At 44.3% G+C, this 13,929-nt stretch carries 11 protein-coding genes; 2 read left to right on the plus strand and 9 right to left on the minus strand.

The window, feature by feature from the left end; all coding sequences use genetic code 11:
• The first annotated feature begins 24 nt into the window (after positions 1 to 24).
• Positions 25 to 783 carry a foldase protein PrsA gene (locus MJ761_RS01760; protein ID WP_093092986.1) on the plus strand — a complete coding sequence of 253 codons (759 nt, stop codon included), beginning with the start codon at positions 25 to 27 and terminating at the stop codon, positions 781 to 783.
• 123 nt (positions 784 to 906) lie between these two features.
• On the opposite strand, the gene MJ761_RS01765 is transcribed toward MJ761_RS01760, so the two are convergent.
• From MJ761_RS01765 to rlmD, 3 genes are all read right to left on the minus strand, one after another.
• Positions 907 to 1,344, minus strand: a complete 438-nt coding sequence (locus tag MJ761_RS01765; RefSeq protein ID WP_093092984.1) for a GNAT family N-acetyltransferase — start codon at positions 1,342 to 1,344, stop codon at positions 907 to 909.
• Positions 1,345 to 1,611: 267 nt separating this feature from the next.
• Complete coding sequence (locus tag MJ761_RS01770) at positions 1,612 to 2,187, minus strand: YceI family protein (RefSeq protein ID WP_093092982.1); 576 nt, start codon at positions 2,185 to 2,187, stop codon at positions 1,612 to 1,614.
• 175 nt (positions 2,188 to 2,362) lie between these two features.
• The gene (rlmD, locus tag MJ761_RS01775; protein ID WP_239392835.1) at positions 2,363 to 3,682 is read right to left on the minus strand and encodes a 23S rRNA (uracil(1939)-C(5))-methyltransferase RlmD; all 1,320 of its coding nucleotides are present in this window, start codon (positions 3,680 to 3,682) and stop codon (positions 2,363 to 2,365) included.
• A 118-nt stretch (positions 3,683 to 3,800) separates the two neighbouring features.
• On the opposite strand from rlmD, the gene MJ761_RS01780 reads away from it, so the two are divergent.
• On the plus strand, positions 3,801 to 4,799 hold the full coding sequence (locus MJ761_RS01780) for a L,D-transpeptidase (protein WP_093092980.1): 999 nt from the start codon (positions 3,801 to 3,803) through the stop codon (positions 4,797 to 4,799).
• A 36-nt stretch (positions 4,800 to 4,835) separates the two neighbouring features.
• Here the strand turns inward: MJ761_RS01780 and MJ761_RS01785 are convergent, their stop codons facing one another.
• From MJ761_RS01785 to MJ761_RS01810, 6 genes are all read right to left on the minus strand, one after another.
• The gene (locus MJ761_RS01785; protein WP_093092978.1) at positions 4,836 to 5,162 is read right to left on the minus strand and encodes a GIY-YIG nuclease family protein; all 327 of its coding nucleotides are present in this window, start codon (positions 5,160 to 5,162) and stop codon (positions 4,836 to 4,838) included.
• A gap of 469 nt (positions 5,163 to 5,631) precedes the next feature.
• A complete protein-coding gene (locus MJ761_RS01790) occupies positions 5,632 to 6,546 on the minus strand; it encodes a hypothetical protein (RefSeq protein ID WP_093092977.1) in 915 nt (304 codons plus the stop codon).
• 108 nt (positions 6,547 to 6,654) lie between these two features.
• Positions 6,655 to 8,220, minus strand: coding sequence for a glycine betaine/L-proline transporter ProP (gene proP / locus MJ761_RS01795; protein ID WP_093092975.1), 1,566 nt, complete (start codon positions 8,218 to 8,220; stop codon positions 6,655 to 6,657).
• A gap of 198 nt (positions 8,221 to 8,418) precedes the next feature.
• Positions 8,419 to 10,551 carry a YccS family putative transporter gene (gene yccS / locus MJ761_RS01800; protein WP_093092973.1) on the minus strand — a complete coding sequence of 711 codons (2,133 nt, stop codon included), beginning with the start codon at positions 10,549 to 10,551 and terminating at the stop codon, positions 8,419 to 8,421.
• Between the two features lie 130 nt (positions 10,552 to 10,681).
• Positions 10,682 to 12,373 carry a glutamine--tRNA ligase/YqeY domain fusion protein gene (locus MJ761_RS01805; RefSeq protein ID WP_093092970.1) on the minus strand — a complete coding sequence of 564 codons (1,692 nt, stop codon included), beginning with the start codon at positions 12,371 to 12,373 and terminating at the stop codon, positions 10,682 to 10,684.
• A 601-nt stretch (positions 12,374 to 12,974) separates the two neighbouring features.
• Positions 12,975 to 13,751 (minus strand): DUF3304 domain-containing protein, encoded by a 777-nt coding sequence (locus MJ761_RS01810; RefSeq protein WP_239392836.1) that lies wholly within the window; start codon positions 13,749 to 13,751, stop codon positions 12,975 to 12,977.
• Between the last annotated feature and the right edge of the window lie 178 nt (positions 13,752 to 13,929).

A 13,929-nucleotide genomic window follows, 5' to 3' on the forward strand; every position in this document is an offset into this window, starting at 1 on the left:
AGGACAGAAATAAGGAATACTAATATGAAAAAAAGCATTACCCGGCTAGCTGGTCTAAGCATCATGGCCGCCGGGCTCGCTTTTGCCGATGCTCCCAAAATTGACACCCAGCGCATTAACGTCATGCTCAAGCAGCTTGAACATCAAATGCAAGCCCAGCCGGGTGCGCCTGAGCCAAATAAAGCCGAGATTCAGAAAGAAATTACCTTGCGCTTGCAGTCGGCTGAAATATTAAAAGCCGAAGCCATTAAAGCTGGATTGGATAAAAAACCTGATACGCAGGCTGCATGGCAAAACGTACAGGCACAATTTTATGCTGCGCAGTATGTAGAACATCTGGCTAATAGCATTGAAATTAACGACAGTGATTTGCGTCGACAATATGAGCAAATTAGTCAGGAAATCAATTTGCTGCCAATTGTTTTTCCAAGCAAAGAAGCTGCTGAAGAAGGTTTAACCAAACTGAAAAAAGGTCTGGCTTATGAAACATTGCTTAAACAGGTTAATCCTGAAGCACCAGCCAGCAATTGGATGAGCCCGAAGCAGTTGCCTCCTGATTTTGCCCAGTTAGCTTCACAATTGAAAAACGGACAGATTTCACCCAATGTTATCACCATTGACGGACATTACATTCTGCTGAAACTGGCGGGTACGCGTTTAGCATCAAATGCTCCCGCATTTGATCAGATTAAAGATCAATTGCGTGAGCAGGCCAAGCAACAAAAAGTACAGGAACAAATCAATCAGATATTGCAAAAAAACGGCATTAATCTGAACGAATAACATTTGCTGTACAAAAAAGCCGGTACAAATGTACCGGCTTTTTTATTTATACTTATGCATCAATCAATCCATCAACAAACTACTGATGAAACAAGCAACCTGCATTAACCTATCCTGCATAGCTTAATTTTGTGACTGATGTACCATCTGCACATAGGGCGTCCCGTCAGAAATATAGGGCGCTCCTTGTATTTGAAAACCATGCTGCTGATAAAATTTAAGCACCTGCCGCTGCGCCTCTATTTTAACTGGATACTTTACATAATGATTGTGCGCATAATGCATAATTAACTTAATCAGCTGATCCCCCAAGCCAGTGCCACGAACACTCGGATGTATCACAAACCGGCTGAACGTAAAATGAGCCCCAGCCAGAAACATACGTGCATAGGCCAGTATCTGCCCATCAAGCTGGTAATAAACATGCTTGGCCTGTAAGTCCCAGTCGTCCAGCTCATGATAAATCCGCTGCTGCTCTACCATAAAAGTATCAATACGCAAACGTGCAATGCAGTAAAAATCATGAGACGAAAGTTCATTAAAATTCTTGATACACCACATAAACTCCCCCGTACTCCCTGTTAACAACACAACACTGAATACTCACATTCATCGTGCTAATCTCAATCTGCGAAATATACCAATGCAAAACACTCAAATTAGCATCAAAACCACTAAATTGACAACATGGTACTTGGCAAAGCTTGCCTCATCTGTATATCAACTACCGGTATCATACTGAAATTCCATTAGAAGTGATACAAACTAAAAAGAAAAACAGATTATCTGCCAACAAAACAGATAATCCGTATACAGAAATAACTAATTTTACTGTCTGGCCGCTTCAATCTGAATATTTAACTTCACATATCTACTGGCTGGCATAACTGTCAGATATTCATTAATACCCCATAGAGAACGATCAATCACAGTCTCAAAATCACCACCACAAACCTGAGTATGACTCATCGGGCTTTGATAACAATTAAATTTAGTCGCCCGTAACGTAACCGGATGTGTTTGCCCAACCATAGTTAACTGACCATGCAAGATCTTAACCTTACCCTGCTTATCAAAATCCCAATTGTGAGATACAAAACGCAAAACCGGATATTGAGTAGCATTAAAAAAAGCCTTACCTTGCAGATGTTTATTGAACTCACTACGCCCCGTATCCAGAGTACTGAGCGGAATAGTAATATCTACAGCACCGGTTTTCGCACCTGCATCATATTGCAGCTCGCCATTTAGATTATAAAAACCGCCCACGTTACTAGAAGTTGCAAAATGATCAAGCGTAAAACGCGCATTAGTATGTAATGGATCTATTTTATAATTGGCAGCCTCAGCTGACACAGCAATGCCCAGCAAAGCTGCCATTAAAATACCTGCTAATCTGTTCATGAGTAAACTCCTTTATAGTATTTGCCTCACATTTATAATATTAACGTGAATACCTAAGCAGTAAAATCCCACAGAGTAAAAGCATTATTTCTTTAAAAGAAACAATTTCAGATATTTATATATATTATGATTAGCTGATTCAGCTCGCCTGAGGTGGCAAACAGATGGTCATTATCTATCGCCAGTCAAATACCGCTATAGATTCGACATGCGCAGTTTGCGCAAACAGATTCATAATACCGCCGGCACGATAAAGATAACCACGCTTCACTAACAAACCAGCATCGCGTGCCAGCGTTGCTGGATCACAGGAAATATAAACAATTCTGCGTGGAAGCTGCCGATCCTCCAGCTCATTTAAAGCCAGTATTAAAGCCTGAGCACCAGCTCGTGGCGGGTCAAGCAGCCATTTATGCGCATAACCGAACCGGCGCAGACGTTGTCCATTCATAGCAAAAAGATCAGCCTGCTGAAAATGGGTCAACTGCGCCAAACCATTATGTTGCGCATTACTGCCGGCACGCCGGCACATCGCCGCCATGCCTTCCACACCTACTACTTCTGCCTGCATCCGTGCAATCGGCAAACTAAAATTACCCAGCCCACAAAACCAGTCAATAATCCGCTCGCCGGCCTGTGGCTGCAACCACTGCATGGCTCGCCGTACCATCAACTCATTAGTAGCCTGATTAACCTGCGTAAAATCTTCAGGCTGATAACGAATCTCAAGCTCATATTCAGATAAACGATAAGCCAGTACCGAATCCTGCGATGCCGATTGCAAAACTGTTGTACCACCAGTTTGCAACCACCATTGCCACAAACAACCGCTTTGTTGTTGCAGCTGTGTCAGCAAACAATCAACCTGCGTCCGCATTTTCTGACTTATGCCGCCACAAACCTGCAAAGTAAGCGCAATAACCTCATTTCCCTGATGCAGCATCAACCCTTCCACACTGCCTACAGGCCAGCTTTGCAATAATGTTTTAATTGGCTTCAAAGCCTCAGACAGCACCACCGGTAACACCAGACAACCATCAACATCTACAATCGCATGAGACTGTCCGGTCTGAAATCCCAACTTTAACTGGCCATCCTCATACACAGCACTTAAACGCACCCGTTCACGATAACGCCAAGGCAAACCATAAATTGGTGGCATCAGCTCATCTGGCTGCACCTTACCCAAACGGCGCATCTGATTCAGCCACGCACGCTGCTTCAACGCCACCTGCGTAGTAAATTCGATATGCTGGCTATTACAGCCACCACAACGCTCATAATATTCACAAGGTGGTTGTAGCCGTGCGTTACCCGATATCAATACCCGGCTGATTCTGCCCTCTGTGTAGGATTTTTTCACCCGTACTGGCTGCCACTCTACCACCTCACCCGGTAAAGCATCATCAATAAAAACAGCCTTGCCATCTACCCGGGCAACACCGCGCCCTTCCTGATTCCAGTCAATAATCTTTGCTATAAACCGTTGTTCCAAACTGTACCCTCAAACCAGAGAAATGGTCGTAAATAAACTTAACTGTATTTATTTTCTCACATTGTTGACGAATTACGTTATGATTATATTCATATTCTCATGCCGGATTTTTAGAATAATGTTGAAACCAATACTTTGCGCATTAACCACCACCATCATATCTACAAGTGCCTATGCAGCCATTCCTATGCCTGACTATGCCGTACCTAGTCAGGGGCAGCAGGTCATCCTGAATATCCCCCAATTGCGGTTATTTTTATTTCAGGACGGAAAATTAATCAAAACCTATCCGATAACAGTTGGCAAAGCCAGTACACAAACTCCGCTGGGTGAATACAAAATTGGAGCCAAAGTCAATAATCCAACTTGGAGCGTACCACTCAGCATTCAGAAAGAAATGGCCGCAAGCGGTAAAACCGTACAAAAATCGGTACCGCCCGGCCCTAATAACCCACTTGGCCCTGTATTTGTGCGCCTAGGCGCTCCTCGTCTGGGTTTGGGTATCCATGGCACCAACGTACCCAGTAGCGTACCCGGCGTACGCAGTCACGGCTGTGTACGTTTACGCAGTCCAAATGCACTGGACTTTGCCGCTGCCGTACAAAGCGGTGCCGATGCCGCCGTAATTTACCAGCAGGCTTCCGTAAACACCGATGCACAAAACGACATCTGGATTGCCGTTTACCGAGACCCCTATAGCAAGCGCAATCTGAACAAAAAGCTATTGAGCCAAAGTATCAACTCATGGGCAGAGCAACACCAGCTACAAGTAAATCACAAGCGTTTAAATAATGTTCTGAGTAAACCGAGCAATACGTTAATCTGCCTGACCTGTAGTGCCGGTAAAACCAAAGTCAGCGGTAATCTGAGTTCACTACAATGGACTAGCGGTAAAGGTGAAATCGTTGAATTGAAATATACCAACGCACCAGATAACAAATCAAAACAGGAAATTGTACCTGAAAGCAATAATATTGAGGTTGATGAAGACGCAGATGAAGCACCAAAGCAGAACATCACTCCCCTGCATCCGGCTTCCACACCAGCCAATAAACAAACAATACCTGAACAGCCTATTCCTGCCTCATCTGAATCAGGATTTGATGCATTGATGTAAGCGGATACCATCAGGCTGTTTAATGGTTGCAAGAAATTAACTATTGGGTAAAAAATCTCCCAGCAATTGCCATAAAACAGCCTTGTCTGCAGCCTTGAGCCGCTTTAGCCGATATTCACATCGTGCTGCTGCGGCTTTAGTTATACCCACACAAACCAGACGCATCTGAAGTGGCGGATACATACGCGTATACCGGGCACCATTCCCCGAACAGTGTGCCTGCCAGCGTTGTGCCGGCCGGTTAGTAATCCCGCAATAAAATGCACCATTAGCACAATACAGCAAATAAACCGCCCAACCAGCATCCGCCTGTGGTAAAGGAGGCAATGCAGCCAGAATAGATGCCGATAAAACCACTACCATCGTCCAGACCAACCAACTCTTAAAAATTCAGATAAAAATACCCATACCAGACAGCCTATCCACATCAGCAAGGAAAAATCGTAACCATACCGGCAATGCCTGATTTACCCATCATACAGAAACAGCTATCAAGCCGAAAACAACCCATATGTTTAAGTAGCATTACAGCAGATAAAACGTTTTCATTTATTCCCAAAATATTAAACATTTTGCATGAAATATAGCACAAACCCAAATCACAGCCCTAGCAGATAGATAGTATCGGCATATCTAATCAATATGCTGGCCTTGCTCCGTAAACAAACCATAACCACCGAATACCGAAAGCATACCCCATGCTGCACCTGCTAATCCCCCCATCTGGCATCTTCTTTTCACAGTTTCATCAGTTCTGCCTGCTTCATTTCCTACCTTAATTTAGATTATGAATTTTATAATTTGCTACCTAAAATCGATTATTATAAAAATTCTATTTGCTTCTAACGCCTTTAATTGCCTCATTAGGCACTTCAAATTCTATCGGACTATCAGTTGCATTATGAATTGATTTAGCAGGAATTTGGAATTTAGTTTTCGTACCAATATTGGTCATCAGAATATTTATATGGTCTAATTGATATACAGATGAACAATTCATCTTATCAAAATGGTCTTTTTTTTCATTATTATCAAATATATCTTGATAATTTTTATCCAGATAGATCGTAACATCAGATTGTCTTACGCCAATTAAAGAAAGGGTAATATTAGTTAGACCAACATAGATACCAGAAACAGCAATTAGTGGCATGATAAATATACCTACTCTGAAAAGGAACTTTGAAGAAATCTTTATATTCCATATATAGAAATATAGCCTTCTATCGTTTTCTTCACTGGGCTCAGATTCATTTTTTAGCTTTAGCTCTTCCCATTGAGAAATAAAAACATTCATACAACCAACACAAAAAATTGCCATATAGGCTGTGAACCCAAAAACCAGACCTCTTTGTAAACTACTTGATTGAATCCATATTCTATAAGCGATAAACAAAATCAGAATGTTTGCAATTACGCTTAAACAAAGAATAAAAAGTCGATCTTTAGAGAAAGTAACAGGATTAATTTTTTTCTTGATAAGAATTTTGTATATTTGCTTTTCAAATAAAATTAAAAATAACTTGCTAGCCAAATGTAATACACCAATAAAAACAATATATAAAATCCCAAATATGGCAAATATGCATAAACAAAATAGTACATCACCAACAGACAATCCAGCAGGAAAAAATCTTATTGTACAACAATAGAATATTATAATAATTGTACCAATGACATTACCTATAATCCCAAATACCCCAAGAGTATTTTTGATAACTCTTAAATTAGATTCCAACTTATCCATATTTTCTTCCCTTATAAAATTGCAAACCAGAATGTAAAAAAGCCACTAATATTAACCCAAACAGGCTAACATTAGTGGCTAAAATTTCAGCTAGGAATAACGAACTAATCACTCCATTTTCGGATGCAAATCAACATACTGCTGTTTGCGTTTTTCCAGCTCCTGTATCTGCTCCTGCAAGTTGGCAATGGCAGCATCAATATCGTCCACACTCTGCTCAATATGCTCATACGTTTCAGCCAGCAACTCGCGTGCTTCCTTTTTATTCGAAGCCGAAGGAGAGACGCCACGCAATGGACGGTTAGCTGTTTCTTTCAGATAAATACCGGTAACAATTCCGATACCACCCACCACCATCAGATAATAGGCCGGAATAAACAAATTATCAGTGGCATCCACCAGTGCCGCGGCGATAGTCGGCGTTAAACCGGCAACAATAATCGCAATATTAAAAGCACTCGCCAGTGCACTGTAGCGGATACGCGTAGGAAACAGCGCCGGTAAAGTGGATGCCATCACCCCAGTAAAGCAATTCAGAATCAGTGCCAGAATAAACAGGCCAAGAAAAATCAGTCCTACCTTGCCACTGGTAATCAGCTGAAAACAGGGAATGGCCAAAACCAGCAGCGCAACAGAACCACCGATAACAAACGGCTTGCGCCCGATTTTGTCACTAACAAAACCGATAATCGGCTGCATAAACATCATGCCAATCATAATCGCAATAATAATCAGCACACCGCGGTCTTCACCATAATGCAGATTGTGCGACAAATAGCTGGGCATATAGGTCAGCAACATGTAATAGGTAATATTGGTGGTTAATACCAGCCCTACACTTACCAGCAGCGTACGCCAGAAACGCCGCATAATTTCCATAAACGAAACCCGCGGACGACTGCTCACTTCTTCCTGTTCTTCTTTTTCCATCATATCCAGATGTTTCTGGAATGCCGGTGTTTCCTCAGCAGCATGGCGCAGGTATAAACCTAACAAACCCAAAGGTGCGGCCAGAAAAAACGGAATGCGCCAACCCCATGAGAGAAAATGCGCTGAACCCATAATATTTTCCAGCAATACTACTATCCCGGCGCCCAGCACAAAACCACATATGGATCCAAAATCCAAGAAACTGCCGAGAAAGCCACGCTGGCGGTCAGGCGAATATTCTGCTACGAAAATCGCTGCCCCAGTATATTCACCACCAACCGAAAATCCCTGTGCCAGCTTGCACAGCAGCAGCAATAGTGGCGCCCAGATACCAATACTGTTATACGATGGTATCAGCCCGATACAAAAAGTACTGAGCGCCATAATAATAATTGTAGTCGACAATACTTTTTGCCGGCCAAAGCGGTCACCAAGAATTCCAAAAAACACACCACCCAGCGGGCGCACCAGAAACGGCACAGAAAACGTACCCAATGCAGCAATCATCTGCACACTGGGAGACGCCGATGGAAAAAATACCTGCCCCAGCGCATAAGCCACAAAACCATACACGCCAAAATCAAACCACTCCATAGCATTGCCCAGTGCTGCGGCAGAAATCGCCTTTCTGAGCTTAGTCTGATCAACAATTGTGATGTCGTGTAATTCCAGCGTACCATTCTGGGTAGGAATCAATGGTGGTACATGAGAAGAAGCCTCATTCTGTTCATTAGTTGCTGTCATGGTAACCCTCTCATTATTAATATTAAAATGATTCCTCAGCATTATAACACGCAACCAAAAAGGTGCTTTATGCTTGAATTTTAAAGAAATCTACTAACAGCATAATCGAATAAAGGCTTACTGCGCTACTATTATTTTATTTCCACCAAATTTTTAAACCATTTCACTAACGATTCACCATACCATGATGCAGCTTACTCAACTATCAGCCTGTAGCGCCTGTCTATACAATGGCAGCTGCACATGAATTTGCTGTAACTGCCGCCATAGCACTTTCTCCACCATATCATCAGCCGGCTTTGGCTTACTCAGCTTCAACAAATCGCCAGTAGCTTTCCACTGCGCCCGAAACACAGAGTCATCAGAATTTTGTGTCATCAGTTCCGCCAGACTGATGGCAATCGTACACCAATGCTGTACCTGCTTTGGCGTTAGCAGCGGGCGCACACGGTCTACCTGCATACGAATCGCACCCAGTGCTGAAATACAGCTAAGCAGCACATAATTCAGTTGCAGCAAAATTTTACCTTTACCCAGATGCTGCCCGTAGCGCTTTGGTTCCATCGACATATCTGCCACAGTATTACTTAACATAACAGCCAGTTCATGCGCATTGCGTCGTGCAATACGATAAACCACATCATCACAGTGCCCATTCTGTAACTGTTGTGCTACCTGCCGCAGATAAGCAGCGTCACAGCACAAGGCACGGATGGCAATCCGCCCTAACGTCAGATAACGCCAGTCCGGCCATAGATAAGCTACTGCACACCATGCCAGCGCCGAACCCAGAATCGTATCCACAAACCGCGACAACATGGCAGATTGCGTATCCATACCAATAATCGCAAAACCCACCAGTACCTGTACCGTAATAAAAAACGTGGAGAAACTGTAACGGCGCACTCTGAACGCAAAAAACAACACCGTACTCACCACCACAATCATCAGCCGGCCAGCCAGTGTAGGCACAAAATACGGTAACACCGAGCCCACTACTACCCCAAGCAGCGTACCCAGTATGCGCTGCTTCAAGCGGGTAGTGGTTGCCGAATAATTCGGCTGGCACACAATCACACCAGTGAGTAAAATCCAGTAGCCCATTTTTAACTGGGCACCTTCAACTACCGCACAAGTCACGGCCGTCAGAATCGCCAGTCTGATTGCATGGCGCATCACATTCGACTGCAAAGTAAAATGTGTTTTTAATGCAGGCAGAATATCACGTATTCGGTCAACATCCTGCCCTGCAATCTGCATATCGCCAGCCTCCTGACTGATACCTGCAACCTTTACCTGCTCCAGCCACAGCAGTTGCTCATTAATCGTCAGAATATTGGCAATCAGCTGCTGCAAACCCGGCATGTCCTCATCCATACCATATTCAGCACAATAACGCTCCACCGCCTGCTGCACTCCTGTTCCGGCACGCTGGAGCATCATATTAAACACATAGGGCTTATTCTCATGCAGACACTCACTCATCTGCCGGCAAGCCTGCGCCTGTAACACAATCAAGCGCTGAATGCGGTAAATCAAATCTGAATGCGCCAGCCTGTGTGCCAATGCAGCATAATCCACATGGCGTGAACTAATCCGCTCATGAATATTCTGGGCAGTGAGATAATATTGCAGCAGCGTACCAATACCGCGCTGGCGGTGCTGCCGACGCAAGCGGTAAAACAGTGCCGTGCGGCACCGGTTAAAATCATCAATCACTGCCGTATTCTTCATCGCCAGTGCCAGCTCTTTCTCAGCAAGCAAATCCGCCTCATCTGGGTCAAAAAACTGTGCTTTCACCAGCATATAATCCGCCAGTCTGGCAAAAGCACCAGCCAGATTGTCCTGTACCGGCCGATTTGGAAACAACAGATGCAGCATCAGCGTACAGACACTGAACAGACTAGTGCCACAAACCAGCATCAGCGGATTGGTATACCACGGCAAATGCGGCGAATAAGTCAGCACCGTATACAACATTACCAGCAGCGTACCAAAAGCAATTGTCCGGTAGCGCACATCAATTGCACCCATCATCGTCATACTGAATGACGCCCATATCAGCAGCAACGAAAACATCAGCGGATGCCCGAATGTCCACTGCACTGCCGTAGCGGCAAGCGAAAAATGCACCAACGTAATAAACAGATTGCGCAACCGGCCGGTAAAGCCATCATCCAGATCCACCAGCCCGCCAGCAATAATACCCAGAAACAGTGCCGTACTTTCCGCAGTGTTACCCGTATACCACACCCACCATGCTGCCAGCACCATGCTCAGCAGCATCGGTAGATTAGTCAGATAACCCGTACGCACCGGAATTACTCGCATCACACCGCCTCTATTTACTAAAAAAATACCATTTAATTCATTTTAACAAGCTGGCAGTTCAGCCAGATGATTTAGCATACCAAAAAAGCCGGCCACAACAGGCCGGCTTGCTGCACAAACACAAGTACCTTTACTTGTTCTCAGCCTGTGCCTGCCACGTATCCCGCAAAGTTACCGTACGGTTAAATACCGGATTTTCTGCACTGTGATCATAGCGATCAGTTACAAAATAGCCCAGACGTTCAAACTGATAACGTGTTTCCGGTGCCAGCGTATTCGCCACCGGCTCCACCAATGCATCAATTTCCGTTACCGATGCCGGATTCAGAAATTCAATAAAATCACGATACTGTCCATCGTCACCGCGCACCGCATCCGGGCGTTCAACCGTAAACAGGCGGTCATACAAACGTACTGTAGCCGATACAGCATGTTCAGTAGACAACCAGTGAATCACCCCTTTCACCTTGCGCCCTTGTGGCTTAGAAGCAAGTGTGTCGTGGTCTATCGAACATTTCAGCGACACCACCCGACCAGATGCATCCTGTACCACTTCCTCACACTTAATCACATAACTGTAACGCAGACGCACTTCCCCACCCAGAGTCAGGCGCTGCCAGCCTTTAGGCGGATCCAGTGCAAAATCGTCGGCTTCAATATAAATCGTTTTAGTCAGCGGCATCAGGCGTTCGCCCATTTCCGGGTGATGCGGATGAAACGGTGCTTCTCGGCTTTGCGTTAACGCCTCATCAAAATTAATCAGCTCCACCTTAATCGGATTGAGCACCGCAATCATCCGTGGTGCAACACTTTCCAGATCTTCACGAATTGCGCCTTCCAGCACACTCATGTCCACCACATTTTCACTTTTGGAAATACCTACCCGTTTAGCAAACAGGCGCAGCCCCTCCGGCGTATAGCCCCGGCGACGCATACCAGAAATCGTAGGCATACGCGGGTCGTCCCAGCCAGACACATGATCCTGCACCACCAGCTGATTGAGCTTGCGTTTCGACGTAATCGAATACAACAATTCCAGCCGGGAAAATTCATACTGATGTGGCTGATGCGCAATTTCGATATTTTCCACTACCCAGTCGTATAAAGGCCGGTGTGATTCAAATTCCAGCGTACACAGTGAATGGGTAATATTTTCAATCGCATCTGAAATTGCATGCGTATAATCATACATCGGATAAATAACCCATTTATCGCCGGTACGATGATGATGTACACGACGAATACGGTAAATCACCGGATCGCGTAGATTAATATTGCCCGCAGCCATATCAATTTTCAGCCGCAGCGTTTTACTGCCATCCGGAAACTCACCATCACGCATACGTGCAAACAAATCCAGATTTTCCTCAATCGTACGCTCACGATATGGGCTATTTTTACCTGGCTCCGTCAGCGTGCCACGATACTGGCGCATTTCCTCCGCATCCAGATCATCCACATATGCCTTGCCGGCTTTAATCAGCTCCAGCGCATATTCATACAGGCGCTCGAAATAATCCGAAGCAAAACACTCCTCATTCCACTGAAAGCCCAGCCACTGCACATCTTCCTTAATCGAGCGCACATACTCGTCCGATTCTTTTTCCGGATTCGTATCGTCAAAGCGCAGATTACACAAACCATCATAAATATAAGCCAAACCAAAATTCAGGCAGATAGATTTAGCGTGGCCGATATGCAGATAACCATTTGGTTCAGGAGGAAAGCGCGTTATCACCCGCTGGCATTTTCCGCTTTGCAGGTCATCCTCAATAATAGAGCGTATAAAATGATTATCGGCAAACTGATCTTTATTAAGCATAGTTATTCTGAATATGTGCAAAGGCGTTTTCAGAATGGCAATTTCTGAAACACCAACCAAAAAGTTATAATTATATACCTATTTTATATAAGCAATATACAATTATACTAAACAAAAATGTATTAAATAGTGCAGTAATAGTTAAGCAAATACTAAACTAAATCAAGCCAAACACAAAAAATATTTTACCAAATTCTTAAATTTAGTAAAAATCCGTAATACCCGCCACTCAATTCTCTCCACCGAAAACCGCCCAAGTAAATGGCTGATGATGATAAAACAACAATTATTTGCTTTACACGCTCCCCGTACAGCCAATAGCACTTCTTAGAATCACCACCACAATACTGCTTGGCTAGACAGCTCATTACCCACAACTACCCACTATCCCCACACCAAATACCGTCTGCCAGCACCACCACCTTTACAATATCCGTGCATTACTGAAATTTCAACAGATTTAAATGAAATCTTTTCTGCCACACAAAATACAAGTTATATAGCATATAAAAATCATACCACTAACCCTCTGCGCGCATAACCAACCAGCAACAGCTAAAGGCGAAAATCAGCAACCATAGCTAAAATAAATATACAGCGCTTATTTGCTGGGTACAGGCAATTTGCCCTGCTGCTCTAATTCGCGAATATATTCGGGCAAGATTACTTGCGGGATATTTTGGCGTTCTTGCTTTATCGCATCCAGCTTGGCTTTGTTGCGCCGATAATCAGCCATGGATTTAATGATAGGACGCGGGGTGCATAGTTTCTGGCTTTTGGCAAACAGCTTGTAATGCATGGGGGTATCTTTGCCCTCCGCCACCGTACCATAAGTAATATAAAGCTGATTGCAGGCTAAAAAATGAACGGTAATATTCGCTACTTTGCCAAAATCATCGCCGGCAAACGCTGGCGGTGGTGGTAAAGGGATGACTGCGGAGTAGTTTTCGCTATATTGCTGAATAATTGCTCGCTCATTTTCATCAACATTAACTCCAGGTAGATTTAATCCTCTTGCATGCCAGCCAGGATACGGTAAAACACGCCAATAAATTCGCGCAGTCATGCCCGGCTTCCATTTCGCCGGCAGATAGGCAGCGCCACAGGTGGAACCGCCGCCATAGCGTGTTTTACCTACTTCATAATCATCTACACCATTAGTGCCGGGAATACAGCCGCCATTAATCGAACCACCCGACATGTTTTCATAGTTGTATTCGAGCGCCTCTACCGGCGCAGCATAGGATTTGTTTTTGCCGGAGGTAACACCAACAAAGGGCTCAAAGCCACCACCACATGCGCTTAGGGCGGTGGTGGTGAGCAGTAGGCTGGTTAATTTTGCCAGTTTTGGTAAGGTAGTTGCAGATTGGTCAGTCATAAGTTGCTCCTTTATGCCGGGGAATAGTGGGATTATTTTGTACTAGGCTGGGGGTAGTTCTTGGATTAATTCTTTGCTTGCTTTCACTTGCCTGTTGCAGTAGCCGGCTTGTTTGTTTATGTTAATTATATCGCAATATTTTAGTTAGTTATCAATTGGGCGCTGCTACTTTGGGCGA

Source organism: Snodgrassella communis, from assembly GCF_914768045.1.
Taxonomy (GTDB): domain Bacteria; phylum Pseudomonadota; class Gammaproteobacteria; order Burkholderiales; family Neisseriaceae; genus Snodgrassella; species Snodgrassella communis.

Coding starts and splice junctions, on each gene's coding strand:
- MJ761_RS01760 (WP_093092986.1), top strand. CDS start 25: ATGAAAAAAAGCATTACCCGGCTAGCTGGTCTAAGCATCATGGCCGCC.
- yccS (WP_093092973.1), bottom strand. CDS start 10,551: ATGCGAGTAATTCCGGTGCGTACGGGTTATCTGACTAATCTACCGATG.
- proP (WP_093092975.1), bottom strand. CDS start 8,220: ATGACAGCAACTAATGAACAGAATGAGGCTTCTTCTCATGTACCACCA.
- MJ761_RS01810 (WP_239392836.1), bottom strand. CDS start 13,751: ATGACTGACCAATCTGCAACTACCTTACCAAAACTGGCAAAATTAACC.
- MJ761_RS01805 (WP_093092970.1), bottom strand. CDS start 12,373: ATGCTTAATAAAGATCAGTTTGCCGATAATCATTTTATACGCTCTATT.
- MJ761_RS01780 (WP_093092980.1), top strand. CDS start 3,801: ATGTTGAAACCAATACTTTGCGCATTAACCACCACCATCATATCTACA.
- MJ761_RS01765 (WP_093092984.1), bottom strand. CDS start 1,344: ATGTGGTGTATCAAGAATTTTAATGAACTTTCGTCTCATGATTTTTAC.
- MJ761_RS01770 (WP_093092982.1), bottom strand. CDS start 2,187: ATGAACAGATTAGCAGGTATTTTAATGGCAGCTTTGCTGGGCATTGCT.
- MJ761_RS01790 (WP_093092977.1), bottom strand. CDS start 6,546: ATGGATAAGTTGGAATCTAATTTAAGAGTTATCAAAAATACTCTTGGG.
- MJ761_RS01785 (WP_093092978.1), bottom strand. CDS start 5,162: ATGGTAGTGGTTTTATCGGCATCTATTCTGGCTGCATTGCCTCCTTTA.